Raw genomic sequence first — 20644 nt, forward strand, 5'->3', positions numbered from 1 at the left:
GAGCTAAGTCACTGAGACTGTTACGCTCGATTGGACGGCAAAACAAAGCCCCAGCAAACCATTGAGGTTGCTGGGGCTTTTGACCGACTTGGTTGCGGGGATAGGATTTGAACCTATGACCTTCAGGTTATGAGCCTGACGAGCTACCGGGCTGCTCCACCCCGCGTTAAACCGTTGCGTGCCTTGCAGAAAGAGTGCCCGAACCTGCCGGCCAACGCGTCTAACGGCGCCGATCGATCCGTCCGGAGGGCTTCCTGAGAAGGCGACCCGGGCCGAAGCCGTCGGGTGCGGGGCGTATGTATCAATGTGAAGTGGGTTTGGAAAGCCCCGGATGCGGGTTTTTGAGGATTTTGTGACGTCCAGATCACCGGTTTTCCTGACAAAATGACCGCCGGGAACCGGGGCTTGCCAGACCGCCCGCAAAAGCGGAGCTTGGCGCCAACAAAATCCGTCAAGGAAATGTCATCCGAGGGGGAACGCCATGGACCGGCTGTTGAAGAGCCCGGGGCTGTACGCGCTTGAGGAGACCTTTCACCGCCAGATCGAGCTGTCACGGAGCGAGCCGGCGCCGACATTGCAGGCGCGGCTCGACCGGCTGCGCCGCCTGCGCGCCGCCCTGACCGAGAACGAGGCGCGATTCGAGGCGGCGATCTCGGCCGATTTCGGCCACCGCTCCACCGTCGAGACCGCGATCGCCGAGACCATGCTGGTGCTCGGCGAGATCAAGCACGCGGCCAAGCACCTCAAGTCGTGGATGGCGCCGCAAAAGGTGCCGACCACCATGCAGTTCGCGCCGGCAAAGAACCGGCTGATGCCGCAGCCGCTCGGCGTGGTCGGGATCATCGCACCGTGGAATTATCCGCTGCAACTGACGCTGGCGCCTGCGGTCGCCGCGATCGCGGCCGGCAACCGCGCCATCATCAAGCCGAGCGAGCTGGTGCCGCGCTTCGCCGAACTGCTGGCCGAGGCGATTGAAAAGAAATTCGACCCCACCGAGCTCGCGGTCACCGCGATCGACGACGACGTTGCAAAGGCCTTCGCCGCGCTGCCGTTCGACCATCTGATCTTCACCGGCTCGACCCGGATCGGCCGGCTGGTCGCGGAAGCCTGTGGCCGCAATCTGACGCCGGTGACGCTCGAGCTCGGCGGCAAGTCGCCCGCGATCGTCGACGGCTCCGCCGACATCGACGAGGCCGCGCAGCGCATCGCCTATGGCAAGCTGCTCAATGCCGGGCAGACCTGCATCGCGCCCGATTACGTGCTGCTGCCGCAAGCCGCGGTGCAGCCGTTCGCGATGCGGCTGCTGGGCCATATGCAGCACATGTTCGGTACCAATCCGAAAAATCCCGACTACACCTCGATCGTCTCGGACCGGCACTACGCCCGGCTCGAACGCCTCGTCGCCGACGCCGCCGCAAAGGGTGCGACCATCATGCAGCCGGCGGCGCCGAACGATCCCGAATGGAAGGGAGTGCGCAAATTTCCGCCCACCGTCATCGTCGATGCGACGCCCGAGATGACCGTGATGCAGGAGGAGATCTTCGGACCGCTGCTGCCGATCATCGGCACCCGCGACACCGATGAGGCGATCGCCTTCATCAACAAGCGCGACCGCCCGCTGGCGCTGTACTGGTTCGGCACCGACAATGCCGCCCGCGACGCGGTGCTGGCGCGCACGGTGTCCGGCGGCGTCACCGTCAACGACTGCCTGTTCCATTTCGCGCAGGCCTATCAGCCGATGGGCGGCGTCGGCGCGTCCGGCACCGGCGCCTATCACGGCGAATGGGGATTCAAGACGCTGACCAAGCTGAAGCCGGTGTTCTACCGCTCGCGCTTCAACCGGCTCGCCGATCTCTATCCGCCCTATGGCGCGAAGGTCGCGCGACTGGAGAAGCTGATGCGGATGTTGTCGTAGCCGAACGGCAAGAGAGTGGGGGAAACATACGTGACTGACACGGCGAGGACAGCGACGTCGAGACCATGGTCGCGGGCTTCAAGATGACCAGGCGGCTGCTCGACACGCCGGCGGAAGGCGGCCGATATGACCAGGGCGGAGATGCGGGCGCGGTAACGATCGCGGCCAATACGAGACATCGTAGCCCGGATGAAGCGAAGCGTAATCCGGGATTTCGCGCACAGGCTCCCCGGATTGCGCTGCGCTCCATCCGGGCTACGAACTCGCACGTTCGTCGCGCCCGGAATGACGCCTGTGGCGGGCGAGGAGGATGATTTCTTTACCGGCATCGCATAGGCCGGACATCGACAGGTTGCGGAACACGGACGATTGATTGCTACAATTGTCCTCGATGCAAACCGGTTTCATCAACCTGGGAACCGTAGGAGATCGGGGCAGGAAATCGTCATCCATGAACCTCTTCGACATCGTCGTGATCCTCGGGCTGCTGTTCGCAGTCGTCACCGGCTTCACCACCGGCCTGCTGCGCAGCGCGGTCACCATCCTGGCCTATCTGGTCGCCATGCCGATTGCGGTCGCGGTGCTGGCGATGATCGGGCCACACATCGCGACGCTGCCGTCGTCGCCGTTTCCGCCCAACGGGGTGCTGCTGTTCGGCCTGTTCCTGCTGACCGGCGTCATCCTCGGAAAGATGGCGCGGACGATGCTCGACGACACCATCGGCGCGGAGATCGGGATCGGCGACCGGCTGGGCGGCGCGCTGCTCGGCGCGGTCAGGGTCGGCCTTGTGGTGACCACGCTGGTGCTGGTGTTCGACCAGCTGGTGCCGCTGGCGAAGCAGCCGCAATTCCTCAACGGATCGCAATTGCGGCCGCTGTTCTCCGCGGCGGGTCAGGCCGGATTCCGCTCGCTGCCGCCCGAAGCTACCATGGCGATCGAGCGGCTGCGGCGGGAGCAGCGCATCTAGCCCGTTGCGCTGGCCCGGCCGCTCCGGCCCGGCATGCACTTATGCATTGCACCTCCCTTATCGCCGCGGCCGAGCCTGGCTAGACTGGCGCCATCGAAACCTTACAAACCGACCCGACATCACAGGGAGTGAACTCGTGGATCTTGGAATCAAAGGCCGCCGGGCCATCGTCTGCGCATCGAGCAAGGGACTAGGCCGTGCCTGCGCGATCGCGCTCGCCAATGAAGGGGTGCACGTCACCCTGACGGCGCGCGGCGCCGAGGCGCTGAAGCAGACCGCCGACGACATCCGCAAGGCCCATCCGTCCGTCACGGTGACCGAGATCGTCGGCGACATCACGACGGCGGCCGGACGCGAGGCCGTGCTCAGGGCCTGCCCCGAACCGGACATCCTGATCAACAATGCCGGCGGCCCGCCGCCCGGCGATTTCCGCAACTGGACCCGCGACGACTGGATCAAGGCGATCGATGCCAACATGCTGACGCCGATCGAGCTGATCAAGGCAACCGTCGACGGCATGATGGCGCGCAAGTTCGGCCGCATCGTCAACATCACCTCGGCCGCCGTGAAGGCGCCGATCGAGATCCTCGGCCTCTCCAACGGCGCCCGCGCCGGCCTCACCGGCTTCGTCGCCGGCCTGTCGCGCAAGACCGTGATCAACAATGTCACCATCAACGGCCTGCTGCCGGGCCCGTTCGACACCGACCGCCTGCGCGGCACCGCCAAGCCCGAGGCCGAGAAGCGCGGCATCTCGGCCGACCAGGTGCTGGCCGAGCGCGCCAAGCTGAACCCCGCCGGCCGCTTCGGCCGTCCCGACGAGTTCGGCTATGCCTGCGCGTTCCTGTGCGGCGACAAGGCCGGCTTCATCACCGGGCAGAACATTCTGCTCGACGGCGGCGCCTTCCCGGGCACGCTCTAGTGCCGCCGATTTGAAGCTCCTGCACTGTATGCGGCGAGACCGGTTTGGAGCTTCAAATCGGTCAAGCGGCACTAGAGATTCATGAGTCTTCTAGCGCCCTCTTGCTTTCCGAAGTTCGCGCACGAGGTCGCTGGACGAGTTCACGAACTTCGGAAAGGGGCGCTAGATGAGAGCAGTCTGGTACGAAAAAACCGGCGCGGCGCCGACGGTGCTCACTGTCGGTGAGATGCCGACGCCTGACGCGGGCCCTGGCGAAGTCCGCGTCCGCCTCGAAGCGTCGGGCGTGAATCCGGCCGATGTCGGCCGCCGCAGCGGCAACTATCGCGCGATGGAATTCCCGCGCGTGATCCCGAACAGCGACGGCGCGGGGATCATCGATCAGGTCGGTGAAGGCGTGACGCGCTTTGCGGTCGGCGACCGCGTCTGGTTGTTCAACGGCCAGCGCAACGGCCGCGCCTTCGGCACCGCGGCCGAATACATCGCGCTCGCCGACTACCTGGTGACGCCGCTGCCGCAGGACGTGTCGTTCGCCGCAGGTGCTACGCTCGGCATCCCCTGCATGACCGCGTGGTGCGCGCTGTTTGCCGACGGTCCGATCGCAGGGCAAACGGTGCTGGTCACCGGCGGCGCCGGCGCGGTCGGTCACTACGCCGTGCAATTGGCGAAGTGGGGCGGCGCGCGCGTGATCGCGACCGTCAGTTCAGAGGTCAAGGACGTCGAAGCGCGGCTGGCCGGCGCCGACGCCGTCGTCAACTACCGAACCGAGGACGTCGTCGCCAAGGTGATGGCCTTCACCGAGAACCGCGGCGTCGACCGCGTGATCGACGTCGATTTCGGCGGCAACCTCGCCACCACGCTGAAGCTCATGGCGATGAACTCGACCATCGCGGTCTATGCCAGCAACGGCAACCGCACGCCCACGCTGCCGGTGCGCGAATTGATGGAGAAATGCATCGCGGTGCGCACGCTGGTGCTGTTCGCGCTGCCGCCGACGTTGCTCGCGGCCGCGCAGGCCGACATCACCAAATGGTTGGAGTCGGGTACCCGCGTGCACAACATCGCCGGCCAATTCGCGCTGGCCGAGACCGCCGACGCCCATCTCGCGGTCGAGAAGGGCGACAAGATCGGTACCGTGATCGTCGACTGCGCGCGATAACACGCGGATGTTTTGCTTCTCCCTCTCCCCGTTCTCTTGTCCGTCGAAGCCCGCCTTCGGGCGAAGGCGGATTCGGGGAGAGGGTTGGGGTGAGGGGCTCTCGCCGCGAAAAAGGTGACGGCAGAGACTGCGGAAGCTCCCCCTCACCCGGATTGCATTCCGCTTCGCTGCATGCAATCCGACCTCTCCCCGCAAGCGGGGCGAGGTAAGTGAACAGCTCCTCCTACTGGATCGGCGTGATGCGCTCGTCGTTCGGCGAAAGGCCGAACTCGTCGAGCCCTTCGGCAAGAAAATCGCCGAGCATCGGCTCGCCCAGCAGATAGCTCGCGGTACGGCCGTTGCGGCCGCGCGCGGCCTCGCGGCGCAGATCGGCCCATTCCTCGATCGTGGCGTCGCCACGGCCGAGCCGCATCAGCGCAACCAGATCGACCTGCTCGTCCTCGGTCAGCGCGTCAATGAAGCCGGTGATCTCGCGCGCCACCGGATCATTGCCGTCATCCTCCAGCACGTCGATCATCTCGTCGTCGGCGCCGTTCGAGCCGGAGTCCGGATCGACGATGCCCTCCTTGACGTCGAATTCGCGCGCCTTCTCGATCAAGAAGCCGACCTTTTCGGGGGAGATTGTGAGTTCCGGCATTCGCGCACTCCTTGGTCCAACGAGGCGGTAACGCAGGAGGCGCCGACTTGATCCATTGCGCCGGCACGCGGAAACAAGCATGGTCGGGCCAGAGAACAAAAAACGGAGGGCACGCCGCATGCAATGGACGATCGGCAAGGTCAAAATCACCAAGGTCGTCGAGCTCGAGACCGTCGGCAGCACCCGCTTCATCCTGCCGCTCGCCGGCCGGGAGGAGATCCAGAGCCTGCCCTGGCTGATCCCGCATTTCGCCAATGAGGACGGCCGGCTGAAAATGTCGATCCACTCGCTGCTGGTGGAGACGCCGGAGCACCGCATCATCGTCGACACCGGGCTCGGCAACGACAAGCAGGGCCGCAACGTGCCGACCTGGAACAACCGCAGCGATCCGTTCCTGGAGAAGCTGACCGCGGCGGGATTTGCCCCTGACAGCATCGACACCGTGCTGTGCACGCATCTGCATGTCGACCATGTCGGCTGGAACACGAAGCTCGCCGGCGGCAAATGGGTGCCGACCTTCGCCAACGCACGTTACGTATTCGGCAGGACCGAATTCGAGCACTGGCGCGACCACAGTGACGATGCTGCGCACGCCGCGGTGTTCGCCGATTCCGTGAAGCCGATCGCGGACGCCGGCAAGGCCGAGCTGGTGCCGAGCGACCACCGCCTGACCGAGGAGATCACGCTGATCCCGACGCCGGGGCATAGCCCCGGCCACATGAGCATCCACATCAGGTCGGCGGGAGAGGAAGGGCTGCTGACCGGCGACGTCGCGCATCATCCCTGCCAGATGTATCACCTCGACTGGTCGTCGACCGCGGACTCCGACCAGAAGCAGTCGGCGGTGACGCGGCGCGAGCTGTTCTCACGCTTTGCCGACACGCCCACGCTGGTGATCGGCGGGCATTTCAATGCCGGCCACATCAAGCGCGACGGCAATGCGTTCAGGTTCATCGCGCTGGAGTGATCGGCCCGAACCGGCCTTGAAATAAGGCTTGGCAGCAATGCAGCGGCCTCATGGCGGTTGAATTTCCGCCCGCGCTGTTCCATGAAGCGTGTCGAGGTATACCAGTAACAATCCTCAGGACATCGTAGGGAGTGATCAACATGAAGCTTGTTCGTTATGGCGAAAAGGGTGCGGAAAAGCCCGGTCTGATCGATAAATCCGGCCAACTCCGCGACCTCTCGGCTCACCTGAAGGACCTGACCGGAGAGGCCTATTCGCCGGAATCGCTGAAGAAGCTCGCTGCCCTCGATCCCGCCTCCCTGCCCGCCGTCTCCGGCAAGCCGCGCTTCGGCGCCCCGGTCACGGGCATCTCGAAGTTCGTCGCGATCGGATTGAACTACACCGACCACGCCAAGGAAACCGGCAACCCGATTCCGTCGGAGCCGATCTTCTTCCTCAAGGCCAACACGGCGCTGTCGGGCCCGAACGACGCGGTCGAGAAGCCGCGCGGCTCGACCAAGCTCGACTGGGAAGTCGAGATCGCAGCGATCATCGGCACCCGCGCCAAGTATGTCTCGGAAGCCGACGCACTGAACCATGTCGCCGGCTACTGCATCTGCAACGACGTCTCCGAGCGCAATTTCCAGATCGAGCGCCTCGGTCAGTGGACCAAGGGCAAGTCGCACGACACGTTCGGTCCGGTCGGCCCGTGGCTCGCCACCAAGGACGAGATCGCCGACGTGCAGAAGCTCTCGATGTGGCTCGACGTCAACGGCCAACGCCGCCAGACCGGCTCGACCTCGACCATGATCTTCACCATGGCGAAGTGCATCTCCTACGTCTCGCAGTTCATGACGCTGCTGCCCGGCGACATCGTCACCACCGGCACTCCGCCTGGCGTCGGCACCGGCATGAAGCCGCCGCAATATCTCAATGTCGGCGACGTCGTGACGCTCGGCATCGAAGGCCTCGGCGAGCAGCGCCAGGAAATCGTCGCGGCTTGAGGTCCAGCCAGCGCCACCGCCGTCATTGCGAGCGAAGCGAAGCAATCCATCTATCCAAGCAAGCGGACAAATGGATTGCTTCGTCGCTTCGCTCCTCGCAATGACGCTCAAATTCGATAGCCCGCGCAAGGACCATCCATGAAACTCACCTTCTCTCCCGCCTCCCCGTTCGCCCGCAAGGTGCGCATCGCGGCGATCGAGCTTGGCCTGATCGACAAGATCGAATTCGTGCCGGCGACCGTTGCGCCCGGCACGGCCAACGACGAATACTCCAGGATCTCGCCGCTGAAGAAGCTGCCGGTGCTGATCCTCGACCATGGCGATGTGATCCTGGATTCCTACGTCATCGTCGAATATCTCAACGAGATCGGCGGCGGCCGGCTGATCCCGGGCTACGGCCCACGACGCTGGCAGCTGAAGACCGATCATTCGCTGCTCAACGGCATGCTCGATTCCATGCTGCTGTGCCGCTACGAGAAGATGGTGCGGCCGCAGGGCTCGCTGTGGCAGGCCTGGTATGACGATCACTGGAACCGGGCCTGGGCCGGTATGGCGCGGTTCGAGAACCGGCCGGACGTGCTCGATGGCTCGTCGTTCGACATCGCACAGATCGGCCTCGTCTGCGTGCTCGGCTACGCCGATTTCCGCTTCGCCGATTGCGGCTGGCGCAAGGCCTATCCGAAGCTCGACGCGTTCTACCAGAAAATGCTGGAGCGGCCGTCGGTGAAGATCTCGGCGCCGCCGCCGGCGTAACCGGACAAAGGCGGGGAGATGAAGATGCACGCACGTCTCCCTCGCTTCCCGGCGCGAGCCTTGCGCTCGTGTCGACGATTGCCGATCTCGATCTTGTGATGACGACGGCGGCAGCCCGGTACGGCCGGCCGAACGAAGCGCTTGCGGCGTTGGCTACCGCGCCGACATCATCACCTCACCGTGCGCGACGCGCACCGACCTTATCCAAGGAATCACCATGAGCCTGAAATTTTCAGCCGGCGATCTCACCATTCATCGCATTGTCGAGGAGGAAGGCAAGTTCCTGCCCGCGCAGGACATGTTTCCCGGCTTGACGCCGGAGCTGCTCGCCGAGAACCGCGCCTGGATGAAGGCGGCCGGTGCGCTCGACGACAGCGACACCTTGATCCTGGCATTCCAGTCCTACATCGTGAAGACACCGCACCACACCATCCTGATCGACAGCTGCATCGGCAATGACAAGCCGCGCCCGACGCGGCCGACCTGGAATATGAAGACCGATGACAATTATCTGCGCGGCCTCGCGGCGGCGGGCTTTTCGGTCGGTGACATCGACTATGTGATGTGCACGCATCTGCATGTCGATCATGTCGGCTGGAACACGCGGCTGGAGAACGGCCGCTGGGTGCCGACCTTCCCGAACGCGCGCTACGTGTTCGACAAGAGCGAATTCGACTATTGGACCGAGACCAATGCCAAGGCGGAGGTCCCGCCCTTCGTCGACAGCGTGCTGCCCGTGGTCGAGGCCAAGCGCGCCGAGCTCGTCGGCACTGATTTTGCGATCGGCGATCACCTGCGCATCCTGCCGACGCCCGGCCACACCCCGGGCCATGTCGCCTTCACTCTCGGCCGCGGCAAGGATGACGCGGTGTTTGCCGGCGATCTGATGCACTCGCCGATCCAGACGCTTTATCCGGAGCTGTCGCCGAAGTTCGACGTCGACCCGGCACTGGCAGCGAAGACGCGGCGCAGCTTCCTGGAACGCTATTGCGACACCGACACGCTGTGCTGCCCCGCGCATTTCCCCTCGCCGACCGTCGGCAAGATCAAGCGGAAGGGCAATGGGTTCGTGTGCGAGACGGTGAAGTAGGCGGGCGCTTCACCCTCCCCTGGAGGGGTCGACCCGTAGGGTGGGCAAAGCGAAGCGTGCCCGCCTTCAAGCGCACGGTGCAAGAAGGGTGGGCACGTTCGCTTGCGCTCCCTTTGCCCACCCCACGGTTTCGCAACTTGCGCCGCTCAATCGAACAAGCTCGGCGTGTGGTTCACCACCGCGCCCTCGATCTCGAGCATCTTCAGCTTGGTCACCACGCCGCCATTGGCCGAGAAGCCGCCCGGCTTGTTGCCGGCCGCGAGCACCCGGTGGCAGGGCACCACGATCGGGCACGGGTTGCGGCCCAATGCCTGGCCGACGTCGCGCGACAGCTCGACGCCGCCGAGCTGCTTGGCGATGTCACCATAGGTCATGGTCTTGCCCGGCGGAATCTTCCGCGCGATGTCGTAGACACCGCGGTTGAACTCCGGCACCCCGTCGAGATCGAGCACGATGTCGGCGAGGTCGTTCGGCTTGCCGGCAAGCAGCTCGATCATGCCGTCGATCGCGTGCTGCACCTCGGCCGGCGGGGCCGCCTCGGTGACCTCGCCGTTGCGCTGGGCAATCCGCTTGCGGGTTTTCTCCTCGGTGCCCATCGGCAGCTGCACGCCGGTGACGCCGTGCTCGCCCCAGACGACGCCGCAGGCGCCGATCATGGTCTCGAAGATTGCAAAATGCTGGCCGGTCATGGCTCGCTCCAGATGTTCCCTGATATCGTTGCTTCGGCTCACGCGTGAGCCTGCTGTTGATCTGAAATCTAGGCTTGGAGAATGTTGCTATCCACCCGAATTCCGTGGGAACTTGGGCCAAATCAACAACATCTCCTGCCCGTCCGCGAGCCCCCGAATGCACAGTCTCCACGTCAACGGTTTCGACATGCCCTATCTCGATATCGGCAAAGAGAGCGGCAAGGGGCCGCCGCTGCTCTGCGTGCATGGCTCGCTGTGCGATTTCCGGATCTGGTCGGCGGTGCTCGGGCCGCTGACGCAGGCGCATCGCGTGATCGCGGTCAGCCTGCGGCATTTCTTCCCGGCGCATTGGGACGGCGTCGGCGACACCTATTCGATCGCCCAGCATGTCGACGATGTGATCGCCTTCATCGAGGCCTTCGACACCAAACCGGTCGACCTGATGGGGCATTCCCGCGGCGGCCATATCTGCTTCCGCGTCGCGCAGCGAAGGCCGGACCTGCTGCGCAGGCTGATCCTCGCCGAACCCGGCGGCGAACTCGACGCGACCCTCGATCCGGATTTCAAGCCGGGCCCCTCACCACTGGCGGCGCGGATCGCGGCTTCCGCCGAGGTGATCGCCAAGGGCAACGTCGATGGCGGCTTGCAGATCTTCATGGACGCGCTGGAAGGCCCCGGTGCCTGGAAGCGGATTCCGGCAACTTCCAAGCAGCTGCTGCGCGATAACGCGACCACGCTGATCGGCCAGACCCGCGACCAGCGGCCGCCATTCTCGAAGGCGGACGCCGAGGCGATCAAGACGCCGACGCTGTTCATCGGCGGCGCCAACACCAAGGGCATGCTGCCGAAGGTGCTGCACGCGCTCGCCGCCAACGTGAAGGGTGCGCGTACCGAGATGATCCCCGGCACCACGCACCCGATGTTCGAGCAGGCCCCGCAGCGCTACTGCGAGATCGTGCTGGAATTTTTGGCGGGCTGAGCCGGCCCAACACTTCACCTCGCCCCGCTTGCGGGGAGAGGTCGGATCATGCAGCGTAGCGAAATGTGATCCGGGTGAGGGGGACAGGTCTATCCGACTACACTGCTCGCGGAGAGAGCCCCTCACCAACCGTCTCCCCGCATCCGCTTTCGCCCGAAGGCGGGCTTCGGCGGACAAGAGAACGGGGAGAGGGAGAGCTCTCACACCTTCCACGCACCGACCGGCTGACGCACGGCGACGTTCAGCCTGTTCCAGACATTGATCGCCGCGATGCCCAGCACCAAGGATGCAAGCTGCTGCTCGTCGAAATGCTTCGCGGCCTCGTCCCACACCGCGTCCGTGACCGGATCCTCGCGATCGCTGAGCCGGGTGACCGCTTCCGTCAGCGCCAGCGCGGCGCGTTCGGCGTCGGTGAAATACGGCGCATCGCGCCAGGCGCCGACCGCGAACAGCCGTTCGTCGGTCTCGCCGGCGCGCCGGGCGAGTTTTGGGTGCATATCGACGCAGACGCTGCAACCGTTGATCTGGCTGGCGCGCAGATGGACCAGTTCGAGCAGCTTTTCCGGCAAGGCCTGTTTGGTGCTTTCGCTGAGCGCCTGCAGCGCCTTCATGGCCTCGGGAACAACCATCACCGGGTGGTTCATGCGGGCTTTCATCATGTCAGTCTCCTGATTTGCCTTTTGACGCCGCCGTGCCGATCTGTTGTCACATCGGCCCAGTTTCGTTCGTCATGGCCATGACGGAGCGGACCAAGGGAATGTGACCGATGCACGAGAAGAAATTTCTGGCTGAGCAGTTCGAGGCCAACCGGCCGCGGCTGCGGGCGGTGGCCTATCGCATGCTCGGCTCGACCGCCGAAGTCGACGACGCGGTGCAGGAAACCTGGCTGCGGCTCGGCCGCACCGATGCCGCCGCGGTCGACAATCTCGGCGGATGGCTGACCACGGTGACCGCGCGGATCTGCCTCGACATGCTGCGTGCGCGCAAATCGCGCCGCGAGGAGCCGATGGGGGCGCACGTGCCCGAGCCGATCGCCGACAATCCGTCCGAGCGCGAGACCGAGATGGCGGACTCGGTCGGTGCGGCGTTGCTCGTGGTGCTGGAAACGCTGGCGCCGGCCGAGCGGCTGGCCTTCGTGCTGCACGACATGTTCGCGGTGCCGTTCGAGGAGATCGCGCCGATCGTCGGGCGCACGCCGGCCGCCGCGCGGCAACTGGCAAGCCGCGCGCGTCGCCGCGTGCAGGGCACGCCGCCTGCGCCGGATGCCGATCTCAGCCGGCAGCGCGGCATCGTCGAGGCTTTCCTTGCGGCGTCCCGCAACGGCGATTTCGAGGGGCTGCTTGCGGTGCTCGCGCCCGACGTCGTGGTGCGCGCCGATCAGGCCGCGCAGCGGCTCGGCTCGCTGCCGGTGATCCGCGGCGCGGCGGCGGTCGCCGAAAGCTTCAAGGGACGCGCTCAGGCCGCGAAGCCGGCGCTGGTCGACGGCGAGATCGGCGTTGCCGTCATTCTCGGCGGCAGACTGCGCGTCGTGCTGCGGGTCACGATCGCAGGCGACAGAATCGCGGCGATCGACGCGACCGCCGAGCCGGCCGAGATCGAAGCACTTGATGTCGAGGTGCTCGATCGCGCCTGACGCGGCTGGATCGCGATGCTAGTCTCTCGCTGCGCTCACGCAGGGAGGACAATCATGAAACGATCCATCAAATTGCTCGCGTCGGCCGGACTGCTCGCCCTCGCCTCGTCCTCCGCTCTTGCCGCCGCGGATGAGAAGCTGCGCGCGGCCGCCGAGCAGGCCCAACCGGCCGTGATCGAGAGCCTGCACGACATGGTGCTGATCGAATCAGGCTCCAGCGATGTCGACGGCCTGAACAAGATGGCCGACTACACCGAAGCGCGGCTGAAGGCGCTCGGCGCCAGGACCGAGCGCCGCAAGACCACGAAGGGTGCCGGCGCCGACATGGTGATCGGCACATTTGAAGGGACCGGCAGCAGGAAGCTGATGCTGATCGCGCATATGGATACGGTCTATGAGCACGGCATCCTCGACAGCCAGCCCTACAAGGTCGAGGGCAGCAGGATCTATGGACCCGGCATCGCCGACGACAAGGGCGGCATCGCCGTCATCCTGCATTCGCTGAAGATCCTGAACGACGCGGGCTGGCACGACTACGCCAGGCTTACGGTATCGTTCAATCCGGATGAGGAGGTCGGCTCGATCGGTTCCGGCGAGATCATCGCCGAGCTCGCCGACCAGCACGATGTGGTCTTGTCCTGCGAGCCGACCGTGGCATCGCCGGTCGCCAGGAATGAGAGCCTGCTGCTCGGCGCTAGCGGCACCGCGACCGGCACGATCGATGTGAAGGGCAAGGCCTCGCATGCCGGCGCCGCACCGCAGCTCGGCCGCAACGCGCTGCTCGAGCTCGCGCATCAATTGCTGCAAACCCAGGACGTCGCGAAATCCATTCCCGGCACGCAGCTGAACTGGACCACCGCGAAGGCCGGCACGGTGCGCAACCAGATTCCCGATCATGCCACCGCCGGCGCCGATATCCGTCTCACCATTCCGGACGGCGTGCAGAAGCTGCAAGCGGCACTCGACGAGAAGGTAAAGGACAGACTGATCCCCGACACCGAGGTGAGCGTGAAGGTCGTCGCCGGCCGCCCGCCTTTCATCGCAAACGATCGCGGCCGCGCACTCGCAAAACAGGGACAGGCGATCTATGCCGAGCTCGACCGCACGCTCGACATTGCGGAGATGACCGGCGGCGCGACCGACGCCGGCTACGCCGCGCGCAGCGGCAAGGCGATCGTGGTCGAGAGCTTCGGCCTCGCCGGCTGGGGCTATCACGCGCGCGACGAATACATCGACACCAACTCGATCGTGCCGCGGCTCTATCTGATGACGCGGATGCTGATGGAGCTGGGCAAGGCGAGGTAGCGGGGCGCAACGGCATCGCATTGGGACAGCAGCGCCGATCTTTCGCGCCGGCGCCCGGGGCCACCCCTCCCCACTCTCCCCGCATCCGCCTTCGCCAAGAGGCTTCGGCGGACAAGAAGGGGGGAGGGAGCCCTGCACGACGCTCACCTCACTGAGCTCATTATCCGCCCGGGCCACGGTGCCCATCGCTCCGAGGCAAATCTCCGCCGCAATCGAGGCGCTCATCAAGCCTTGGAAGAAAACATCAATATATCAACGGCTTATCGGCGCCGAAAACTGTTGCCTTGACCGCTTTCGCAACCCGCAGTAGCGTCTATTTCGAATACGGAATTCCGTATTCCAAATTGGACTGAAAGCATGATCCCGTTGGACCCGCTTCCGAACCTGATCGACCAGGTCTACGGGCGATTGCTCGAAGCGATCATCGACCGCACATTGCTGCCCGGCCAGCGCATCACCCAGAACGAATTGGCTGAAAAGCTCGGCGTCTCGCGCCAGCCGATCTCGCACGCACTGCATCTGTTGCATCGCCAGGGTCTCGTCGCGGAGAGCGGCAAGCGCGGCTTCGAGGTGACGCAGCTCGATCCGCAGCGGATCCGCGAGCTGTATGAAGTGCGCGGCGCCATCGATGCGCTCGCCGCACGGCTTGCCGCGACGCATGTGAAAGAGGATGCGGCGGCACGCACACAGCTCGAGGCCGCGCTCGAGGCCGGCCGCGCGATCGACGACCACGCGCCGCTGGCGCGGCTGATCGCGCTCGACGTCGACTTCCACAGCGCGATCTATCGGCTCGCCGGCAATTCCGCGATTGAGGAGATGATCACACCGCAGTGGCCGCATATGCGCCGCTCGATGGCGACTGTGCTCGCCGAGCTCGATTACCGCGACAGCGCCTGGACCGAGCACGAGGCCATCGCCGCGCATATTTTCTCCGGCAATGCCGCCGCCGCCGAGGCTGCCGCGCTGGCGCATGCGCAGACGGCGGGGCGGATGACCGAACAGAAGCTGAGGGCCATCAACGTGGCGGCGTGAGTAGGGCTGTCGTTCCGGGATGGTCCGAAGGACCAGACCACAGATGCGCAATTGCGCATCGGGGAACCTCGAGATTCCGGGTTCGATGCTTCGCATTGCCCCGAAATGACAATCATAACAACAGGAGGAAAGAACCATGAAACTGACCCAAGAACAGGTCGAATTTTTCCACCGCGAAGGCTGGCTGTTCCTGCCCGAGCTGTTCAACCAGGAAGAGGTCGATTTCCTCGCCCGCGAGGCGGTCGCGATCTATGACGCCAACCGTCCCGAGGTGTGGCGCGAGAAGAGCGGCGCGCCGCGCACGGCTTTCGCCGCGCATCTCTACAACGAGGCGTTCGGCATCCTCGGCGCGCATCCGCGCATGATCGACCCGATCGAGCAGCTGTTCGGTGAGAAGGTCTACATGCACCAGTTCAAGATCAACGCCAAGGCGGCCTTCACCGGCGACGTCTGGCAGTGGCACCAGGATTACGGCACCTGGAAGCGCGACGACGGCATGCCGGAGCCGCGCGCGATGAACATCGCGATCTTCCTCGACGAGGTGATGCCGATCAACGGCCCGCTGATGCTGGTGCCGCAGAGCCAGACCGCTGGCGACCTCAAGGCCTCGCACGATCTCGAAACCACGTCCTACCCGCTGTGGACGCTGGACGAGGAGACCGTGACCCGCCTCGTCAAGCAGGGCGGCATCGTCGCGCCGACCGGCAAGCCCGGCGGGATGCTGATGTTCCACGGCAATCTGGTGCACGGATCGAGCGGCAACATCACGCCCTACCCGCGCAAGATCGTCTATCTGACCTTGAACGCGGTCTCCAACTACATCCGCACCCCGACGCGGCCGGATTACATCGCGCATCGCGACTTCACGCCGATCCAGACGGTTGCCGACGACGCGCTGCTGCGGCTGGCCCGTGCGCCGCGGCAGGCGGCGGAGTAAGCTCTCGAGACCCCGTCATTCCGGGGCTCGCGAAGCGAGAGCCCGGAATCCATTTAACCGCACGGTTCGTAGTACAATGGATTCCGGGCTCGCGACTTCGTCGCGCCCCGGAATGACGGCCTTTTCCTCGTCGCATCCGCGCGATCAAATCCGATGGCAACCAGCACATGAACCTGCATCACCTCCTCAAAACCCGCGCCGCCGCCGGCAAGCCGGTGCGCGTTGTCCTGATCGGCGCCGGAAAATTCGGCTCGATGTTCCTGTCGCAGGTGCCGCATACGCCGGGGCTCGAGGTGCCCGTGATCGTCGATCTCGATCGCGATCGCGCCCGCGAGGCGTGTCGCACCGTCGGCTGGGACGAGGCGCGGATCAACGCGACCACCTTCACCGACGACGGCGCACGCGCGAGCGCCGGCGGCACGTTCGATGTCGTGGTGGAAGCAACCGGCAATCCCGCCGTCGGCATCCGCCATGCCCGCGCGGCGATCGCGGCCGGCAAGCATGTCGTGATGGTCAATGTCGAGGCCGATGTGCTGGCGGGCCCGCTGCTCGCCGAAGAGGCACGCAAGGCCGGCGTGGTCTATTCGCTCGCCTATGGCGACCAGCCGGCGCTGACCGCGGAGATGGTCGACTGGGCGCGCGCCACCGGCTTTCGCGTCGTCGCCGCCGGCAAGGGCACCAAGTACCTGCCGGCCTATCATGACGTGACACCGGAGGGGGTGTGGCAGCATTACGGGCTCACCCCGGGTGAGGCGCAATCCGCCGGCATGAACCCGCAGATGTTCAACTCCTTCCTCGACGGCACCAAATCCGCGATCGAGATGGCGGCGATCGCCAACGCCTGCACCCTCGACGTGCCGTCGGAGGGACTGCTGTTTCCGCCCTGCGGCGTCGACGATCTGCCGCATGTGATGCGGCCGCGCGAGGCGGGCGGCGTGCTGGAGAAATCCGGCATCGTCGAGGTGGTGTCGTCGCTGGAGCGCGACGGCCGCCCCGTGTTTCGCGATCTGCGCTGGGGCGTCTATGTGGTGCTGGAGGCGCCGAACGATTATGCCGCCGATTGCTTCAAGCAATACGGTCTCAAGACCGATGCGTCCGGCCGCTATGCCGCGATGTACAAGCCCTATCATCTGATCGGGCTCGAGCTGAATATTTCGGTGCTGTCGGCGGCGCTGCGCAACGAGCCGACCGGACAGCCGCGCGGCTTCCGCGGCGACGTCGCGTCGGTGGCCAAGCGCAATCTGCGCGCCGGCGAGATGCTCGACGGCGAAGGCGGCTACACGGTGTGGGGCAAACTGATGCCGGCTGCTGCGAGCCTCGCCACCGGCGCGCTCCCGATCGGGCTCGCCCATCGCGTCAAGCTGAAGAACGACGTCGCCCATGGCGCGGTGGTGCGATGGAGCGACGTCGAGGTCGACGAAGCGAACGACACGATCAAGACGCGCAAGGCGATGGAGCGGGCATTTTCGTAGGAAGTCACCTCGCCCCGCTCTTGCGGGGAGAGGTCGGCGCGAAGCGCCGGGTGAGGGGCGATCTCCGCGAGTTCGTTTTCGACTATATTTGCGGAACGAGCCCCTCACCCCAACCCTCTCCCCGCATCCGCCTTCGCCCGAAGGCGGGCTTCGGCGGACAAGAGAATAGGGAGAGGGAGGAGCAAGCGGCCAGAGCACGACTCCAACAACTCACGGCAGCAGCCGGCTCGCCTTCGCCAGCCTAAACCACTTCCGGAACATCACCTCGGTGTCCATCATCTCGGTGAAACCGGCCTGGTTGATCTTCACCGTCGAGACGATCGAGGGCGGACCGGATTCGGTCTGCCCGTAGCGCATGCTGTAATCGGCATATTGGAACGACAGGCCGACGAACTCCTCCAGACCCGGCGCGATCAGATCGTGCCTGCTGCGCAGCTCGTCCCATAGCGGAATCCAATTCGGATATTCCTGCGCCAGCGACAGCGGCACATGCCGGCCCGGCGCCATCTCGAGCGCATCAGCGACCGACGGCCAGATATTTTCCCAGGTGAAGACGTCGCCATTGGTGACGTTGAACGCCTCGTTGCGCGCGGCCTGGGTCTCGCCCGACCATGCGATCGCGCGCGCCAGGAGGTCGACGTCGACCGCCTGGGCGACGCGCGGCGCCCCGCCGGGATAATCCAGCGGCCTGCCCTGCGCGCGCAGTACCGCCGCATAGACGCCGAGCGGCGGGATCAAATCCATCGCGCCGCCCATGGCTTCGCCGATGATCAGGACCGGACGCAGGATGCTCCAGTACCAGCTCTTGCCGCGCTGCAGCTCGCGCAGGAAATTCTCCTGCGCCCAGTAGAAATTCGGCTGCTCGTACATTTCCGAGCGGCCCTCGCGCGCCGGCACCGTGAGCGGCCGGACGTGCACACCATAAGCCTTGGTGCCCTGCAGCAGCGCGACATGCTTGAGGTCGGGCGCTGCGGGTTCGAGGACGCCCATCAGATTGCGCAGCATCCGGTCGTTGGTTGCGATCTGCCCGGCATCGCGCCAGCCATCGACCAGGCTGGGCGCCTCATAGAGCGCGGCATAGATCAGGTGCGTTGCACCGGCGAGCGCGGCCGCGGCACGGCGGCAATCCTCGGCATTGGCGAGATCGATCGGCACGTGCCGCGCGCCGTAGAGCTCGCGCGGCTTGCGGCGCGACAGCGCGATGCGCTCGCAATCGCCGGATGCGCCGAAGTGTCGCAAGGCGGCGCTGCCGACGAGACCGGTCGCGCCGGCGACCACGACTTTCTTGTTGGCCATGTCCTTGACCTCCCTTACCTGCCCTGCGTAGCAGATCGCGGCGGCGGCGGCATCGTCGCGGCGAGTATCGGATGAGACCTGTAGCGCAACTTTCCTTCGCACCTGCAGTGTAGGCAGACGCTTGATTTCCTCCGGCAAACGATCATCCTGACCGGTGGAACCGGGCGCCCGGATTTCCACACAAGAGCCTGTCGAGGGCCACCGGACACATTCATCACAGCAACGTCGATCGATCGGCGAAGAAAGACGGCACCAAGATCGTTCCCCTTGTCGAGGCATCGGCACACAGGAGGGAATTGCATGAAGCGTCGTGATTTCTTGACGGCAGGCGGCGTCGGGCTGGCTGCGACGGCGGTGGCTGCGCCCGCGGTCGCGCAATCGATGCCCGAGGTCAGGTGGCGGCTTGCGGCGAGCTGGCCGAAGGCGCTCGACACGCTCTATGGCGGCTGTGAATTCTTCTGCAAGCGCGTCGCCGAGATCACCGACAACCGATTCCAGATCCAGTCCTTTGCCGCCGGCGAGATCGTGCCCGGCTTGCAGGTGCTGGACGCGGTCTCCAACGGCACGGTCGAGATGGGCAACACTGCGCTGTATTATTACTGGGGCAAGAATCCCGCCTTCACTTTCGGCACGTCGCTGCCGTTCGGCCTCAACACGCGCCAGCATATCTCCTGGCTGCAATGGGGCGGCGGCAGCGAGCTGATCAACAATTTGCTCAGCGAGTACAATTGCGTCGGCATTCCGACCGGCTCGACCGGCGCCCAGATGGGCGGCTGGTTCCGGAAGGAGATCAAGTCGATGGCGGATCTGCAGGGGCTGAAATTCCGCGTCGGCGGCTTCGCCGGCACCATCATCGCCAAGGTCGGCGGCGTGCCGCAGCAGATCGCCGGCGGCGACATCTATCCGGCGCTGGAGAAAGGCACCATCGACGCCGCCGAATGGGTCGGGCCGTATGACGACGAGAAGCTCGGCTTCGTCAAGGTCGCGAAATTCTATTACTACCCCGGCTGGTGGGAAGGCACCGGCCAGGGCCACAATGTGATGAACAAGGACAAGTGGAATGCGCTGCCGAAGCATTATCAGGCCGCGATCCAGGCCGCCTCCGAAGACACCTTCACCTGGGTGACCGGCAAATATGATGCGGTCAATCCGCCGGCGCTGAAACGCCTGATCGTCGCCGGCGCGCAGCTGCGGCCGTTCCCGCAGGAGGTGCTGGAGGCCTGCTACAGCGCCGCCAACGAGATCTACGCCGATCTCGCCAAGAGCAATCCGCATTTCGGCAAGATGTATGCGAGCCTCTCCGCCTATCGCAACGAATCGCTGGCCTGGATGCAGGTCGCCGAGCTCTCGTTCGACAGCTTCATGATGCGGATGCGCACGCGGACTTGAGGCGAACGCGACGGTTTTACACTGCTTGTCATTGCTAGGAGCGATAGCGACGAGGCAATCCATCTCTGTACTTGCTGCGCGATGGATTGCTTCGCTTCGCTCGCAATGACGGGACCGATGGTTTGCTGCCTCTGAACCGAGGACGAGGCTGGAATAAAAAAGCCCCGGAGAAATTCTCCGGGGCTGATTCTTAATTCAAGCCTGATTCGGCGGGCGCCTCAGTTGTCGTCGCTGCCGCCGAACTCTTCCATCAGCTTGTCGTAGCTCTTGGTCACGAGGTCGATGTTGCCCTTGTTCTCGACTGCGGGCGGCGGCGATTTCAGGGCTTCGTTGAGGTCGGCGAGCGCGTCCTTCTTGTCCTTGGCCGACATCTTCTTGTCGGCCTGGACCTGGGCGATCTGCGCCTTCACGACGGCCTCGGGGCCGACATACTTCTTGGTCTGCGGATCGAAGCCGCCGAGCACCAGCGAGATGTTGTCGACGACGTTGTTGTAGTCGTCATAGCTGGCAAAGCCGTTCTTCTTG

The 20644-nt window shown here is 65.0% G+C and carries 21 protein-coding genes and 1 tRNA gene (1 of these 22 only partly in view); 15 read left to right on the top strand and 7 right to left on the bottom strand.

Features of this window, described 5'->3' with window-relative positions; translation table 11 throughout:
* Nucleotides 1–89 precede the first annotated feature (89 nt).
* A tRNA-Met gene (locus ACVW17_RS02895) sits at nucleotides 90–166 on the bottom strand.
* A 315-nt stretch (nucleotides 167–481) separates the two neighbouring features.
* Here ACVW17_RS02895 and ACVW17_RS02900 point away from each other — a divergent pair.
* A complete protein-coding gene (locus ACVW17_RS02900) occupies nucleotides 482–1915 on the top strand; it encodes a coniferyl aldehyde dehydrogenase (RefSeq protein ID WP_456750375.1) in 1434 nt (477 codons plus the stop codon).
* Here ACVW17_RS02900 and ACVW17_RS02905 read toward each other — a convergent pair.
* Nucleotides 1864–2244, bottom strand: coding sequence for a hypothetical protein (locus ACVW17_RS02905; protein ID WP_456750376.1), 381 nt, complete (start codon nucleotides 2242–2244; stop codon nucleotides 1864–1866). The two genes, ACVW17_RS02900 and ACVW17_RS02905, sit on opposite strands and share 52 nt — an antisense overlap.
* Nucleotides 2245–2366: 122 nt before the next feature.
* Between ACVW17_RS02905 and ACVW17_RS02910 the strand changes: the two genes are divergently transcribed.
* The 3 genes from ACVW17_RS02910 to ACVW17_RS02920 all read left to right on the top strand — a co-directional run bounded on the left by ACVW17_RS02910 (nucleotide 2367) and on the right by ACVW17_RS02920 (nucleotide 4957).
* Nucleotides 2367–2882, top strand: a complete 516-nt coding sequence (locus ACVW17_RS02910) for a CvpA family protein (RefSeq protein ID WP_456750377.1) — start codon at nucleotides 2367–2369, stop codon at nucleotides 2880–2882.
* 136 nt (nucleotides 2883–3018) lie between these two features.
* Nucleotides 3019–3801 (top strand): SDR family oxidoreductase, encoded by a 783-nt coding sequence (locus ACVW17_RS02915; RefSeq protein WP_456750378.1) that lies wholly within the window; start codon nucleotides 3019–3021, stop codon nucleotides 3799–3801.
* Between the two features lie 166 nt (nucleotides 3802–3967).
* Entirely contained in the window at nucleotides 3968–4957 is a 990-nt protein-coding gene (locus tag ACVW17_RS02920; protein WP_456750379.1) for an NADPH:quinone reductase, read from the top strand.
* A gap of 223 nt (nucleotides 4958–5180) precedes the next feature.
* Here the strand turns inward: ACVW17_RS02920 and ACVW17_RS02925 are convergent, their stop codons facing one another.
* Entirely contained in the window at nucleotides 5181–5594 is a 414-nt protein-coding gene (locus tag ACVW17_RS02925) for a DUF3775 domain-containing protein (protein ID WP_456750380.1), read from the bottom strand.
* Nucleotides 5595–5712: 118 nt separating this feature from the next.
* Between ACVW17_RS02925 and ACVW17_RS02930 the strand changes: the two genes are divergently transcribed.
* The 4 genes from ACVW17_RS02930 to ACVW17_RS02945 all read left to right on the top strand — a co-directional run bounded on the left by ACVW17_RS02930 (nucleotide 5713) and on the right by ACVW17_RS02945 (nucleotide 9387).
* Nucleotides 5713–6561 (top strand): MBL fold metallo-hydrolase, encoded by an 849-nt coding sequence (locus ACVW17_RS02930; RefSeq protein WP_456750381.1) that lies wholly within the window; start codon nucleotides 5713–5715, stop codon nucleotides 6559–6561.
* Between the two features lie 140 nt (nucleotides 6562–6701).
* Nucleotides 6702–7544, top strand: coding sequence for a fumarylacetoacetate hydrolase family protein (locus ACVW17_RS02935; protein WP_456750382.1), 843 nt, complete (start codon nucleotides 6702–6704; stop codon nucleotides 7542–7544).
* 138 nt (nucleotides 7545–7682) lie between these two features.
* Nucleotides 7683–8297, top strand: a complete 615-nt coding sequence (locus ACVW17_RS02940) for a glutathione S-transferase family protein (RefSeq protein WP_456750383.1) — start codon at nucleotides 7683–7685, stop codon at nucleotides 8295–8297.
* A 217-nt stretch (nucleotides 8298–8514) separates the two neighbouring features.
* Nucleotides 8515–9387, top strand: a complete 873-nt coding sequence (locus ACVW17_RS02945; protein WP_456750384.1) for an MBL fold metallo-hydrolase — start codon at nucleotides 8515–8517, stop codon at nucleotides 9385–9387.
* Nucleotides 9388–9533: 146 nt separating this feature from the next.
* On the opposite strand, the gene ACVW17_RS02950 is transcribed toward ACVW17_RS02945, so the two are convergent.
* Complete coding sequence (locus tag ACVW17_RS02950; RefSeq protein ID WP_456750385.1) at nucleotides 9534–10076, bottom strand: methylated-DNA--[protein]-cysteine S-methyltransferase; 543 nt, start codon at nucleotides 10074–10076, stop codon at nucleotides 9534–9536.
* Nucleotides 10077–10233: 157 nt separating this feature from the next.
* On the opposite strand from ACVW17_RS02950, the gene ACVW17_RS02955 reads away from it, so the two are divergent.
* The gene (locus tag ACVW17_RS02955) at nucleotides 10234–11055 is read left to right on the top strand and encodes an alpha/beta fold hydrolase (protein ID WP_456750386.1); all 822 of its coding nucleotides are present in this window, start codon (nucleotides 10234–10236) and stop codon (nucleotides 11053–11055) included.
* Between the two features lie 200 nt (nucleotides 11056–11255).
* On the opposite strand, the gene ACVW17_RS02960 is transcribed toward ACVW17_RS02955, so the two are convergent.
* The gene (locus ACVW17_RS02960) at nucleotides 11256–11711 is read right to left on the bottom strand and encodes a carboxymuconolactone decarboxylase family protein (protein WP_456756311.1); all 456 of its coding nucleotides are present in this window, start codon (nucleotides 11709–11711) and stop codon (nucleotides 11256–11258) included.
* A 110-nt stretch (nucleotides 11712–11821) separates the two neighbouring features.
* On the opposite strand from ACVW17_RS02960, the gene ACVW17_RS02965 reads away from it, so the two are divergent.
* From ACVW17_RS02965 to ACVW17_RS02985, 5 genes are all read left to right on the top strand, one after another.
* Nucleotides 11822–12688: a sigma-70 family RNA polymerase sigma factor gene (locus ACVW17_RS02965; protein WP_456750387.1), complete on the top strand. Its 867-nt coding sequence runs from the start codon at nucleotides 11822–11824 to the stop codon at nucleotides 12686–12688.
* 54 nt (nucleotides 12689–12742) lie between these two features.
* Nucleotides 12743–13993, top strand: a complete 1251-nt coding sequence (locus ACVW17_RS02970) for a M20/M25/M40 family metallo-hydrolase (protein ID WP_456750388.1) — start codon at nucleotides 12743–12745, stop codon at nucleotides 13991–13993.
* Between the two features lie 357 nt (nucleotides 13994–14350).
* The gene (locus ACVW17_RS02975) at nucleotides 14351–15025 is read left to right on the top strand and encodes a GntR family transcriptional regulator (protein WP_456750389.1); all 675 of its coding nucleotides are present in this window, start codon (nucleotides 14351–14353) and stop codon (nucleotides 15023–15025) included.
* A gap of 136 nt (nucleotides 15026–15161) precedes the next feature.
* Nucleotides 15162–15962 (top strand): phytanoyl-CoA dioxygenase family protein, encoded by an 801-nt coding sequence (locus ACVW17_RS02980; protein WP_456796768.1) that lies wholly within the window; start codon nucleotides 15162–15164, stop codon nucleotides 15960–15962.
* A 167-nt stretch (nucleotides 15963–16129) separates the two neighbouring features.
* On the top strand, nucleotides 16130–17434 hold the full coding sequence (locus tag ACVW17_RS02985; protein WP_456750390.1) for an NAD(P)H-dependent oxidoreductase: 1305 nt from the start codon (nucleotides 16130–16132) through the stop codon (nucleotides 17432–17434).
* A gap of 210 nt (nucleotides 17435–17644) precedes the next feature.
* Here ACVW17_RS02985 and ACVW17_RS02990 read toward each other — a convergent pair whose 3' ends face one another.
* Nucleotides 17645–18730, bottom strand: coding sequence for an NAD-dependent epimerase/dehydratase family protein (locus tag ACVW17_RS02990; RefSeq protein WP_456750391.1), 1086 nt, complete (start codon nucleotides 18728–18730; stop codon nucleotides 17645–17647).
* Nucleotides 18731–19030: 300 nt separating this feature from the next.
* On the opposite strand from ACVW17_RS02990, the gene ACVW17_RS02995 reads away from it, so the two are divergent.
* Entirely contained in the window at nucleotides 19031–20119 is a 1089-nt protein-coding gene (locus ACVW17_RS02995) for a TRAP transporter substrate-binding protein (RefSeq protein ID WP_456750392.1), read from the top strand.
* A gap of 218 nt (nucleotides 20120–20337) precedes the next feature.
* Here the strand turns inward: ACVW17_RS02995 and ACVW17_RS03000 are convergent, their stop codons facing one another.
* Nucleotides 20338–20644, bottom strand: partial view of a hypothetical protein gene (locus tag ACVW17_RS03000; RefSeq protein ID WP_456750393.1) — the 3' portion only. 302 nt of this gene lie beyond the right edge of the window; the window shows 307 of its 609 coding nt (coding positions 303–609); the start codon falls outside the window, past its right edge — the gene reads right to left on this strand; the stop codon is at nucleotides 20338–20340.

It is taken from the genome of Bradyrhizobium sp. USDA 4473 (assembly GCF_054063335.1).

What these genes read in the sequence shown, in the direction of transcription:
- ACVW17_RS02900 (WP_456750375.1), top strand. Translation starts at nt 482, where the DNA reads ATGGACCGGCTGTTGAAGAGCCCGGGGCTGTACGCGCTTGAGGAGACC.
- ACVW17_RS02905 (WP_456750376.1), bottom strand. Translation starts at nt 2,244, where the DNA reads ATGCCGGTAAAGAAATCATCCTCCTCGCCCGCCACAGGCGTCATTCCG.
- ACVW17_RS02910 (WP_456750377.1), top strand. Translation starts at nt 2,367, where the DNA reads ATGAACCTCTTCGACATCGTCGTGATCCTCGGGCTGCTGTTCGCAGTC.
- ACVW17_RS02920 (WP_456750379.1), top strand. Translation starts at nt 3,968, where the DNA reads ATGAGAGCAGTCTGGTACGAAAAAACCGGCGCGGCGCCGACGGTGCTC.
- ACVW17_RS02925 (WP_456750380.1), bottom strand. Translation starts at nt 5,594, where the DNA reads ATGCCGGAACTCACAATCTCCCCCGAAAAGGTCGGCTTCTTGATCGAG.
- ACVW17_RS02930 (WP_456750381.1), top strand. Translation starts at nt 5,713, where the DNA reads ATGCAATGGACGATCGGCAAGGTCAAAATCACCAAGGTCGTCGAGCTC.
- ACVW17_RS02935 (WP_456750382.1), top strand. Translation starts at nt 6,702, where the DNA reads ATGAAGCTTGTTCGTTATGGCGAAAAGGGTGCGGAAAAGCCCGGTCTG.
- ACVW17_RS02940 (WP_456750383.1), top strand. Translation starts at nt 7,683, where the DNA reads ATGAAACTCACCTTCTCTCCCGCCTCCCCGTTCGCCCGCAAGGTGCGC.
- ACVW17_RS02945 (WP_456750384.1), top strand. Translation starts at nt 8,515, where the DNA reads ATGAGCCTGAAATTTTCAGCCGGCGATCTCACCATTCATCGCATTGTC.
- ACVW17_RS02950 (WP_456750385.1), bottom strand. Translation starts at nt 10,076, where the DNA reads ATGACCGGCCAGCATTTTGCAATCTTCGAGACCATGATCGGCGCCTGC.
- ACVW17_RS02955 (WP_456750386.1), top strand. Translation starts at nt 10,234, where the DNA reads ATGCACAGTCTCCACGTCAACGGTTTCGACATGCCCTATCTCGATATC.
- ACVW17_RS02960 (WP_456756311.1), bottom strand. Translation starts at nt 11,711, where the DNA reads ATGAAAGCCCGCATGAACCACCCGGTGATGGTTGTTCCCGAGGCCATG.
- ACVW17_RS02965 (WP_456750387.1), top strand. Translation starts at nt 11,822, where the DNA reads ATGCACGAGAAGAAATTTCTGGCTGAGCAGTTCGAGGCCAACCGGCCG.
- ACVW17_RS02970 (WP_456750388.1), top strand. Translation starts at nt 12,743, where the DNA reads ATGAAACGATCCATCAAATTGCTCGCGTCGGCCGGACTGCTCGCCCTC.
- ACVW17_RS02975 (WP_456750389.1), top strand. Translation starts at nt 14,351, where the DNA reads ATGATCCCGTTGGACCCGCTTCCGAACCTGATCGACCAGGTCTACGGG.
- ACVW17_RS02980 (WP_456796768.1), top strand. Translation starts at nt 15,162, where the DNA reads ATGAAACTGACCCAAGAACAGGTCGAATTTTTCCACCGCGAAGGCTGG.
- ACVW17_RS02985 (WP_456750390.1), top strand. Translation starts at nt 16,130, where the DNA reads ATGAACCTGCATCACCTCCTCAAAACCCGCGCCGCCGCCGGCAAGCCG.
- ACVW17_RS02990 (WP_456750391.1), bottom strand. Translation starts at nt 18,730, where the DNA reads ATGGCCAACAAGAAAGTCGTGGTCGCCGGCGCGACCGGTCTCGTCGGC.
- ACVW17_RS02995 (WP_456750392.1), top strand. Translation starts at nt 19,031, where the DNA reads ATGAAGCGTCGTGATTTCTTGACGGCAGGCGGCGTCGGGCTGGCTGCG.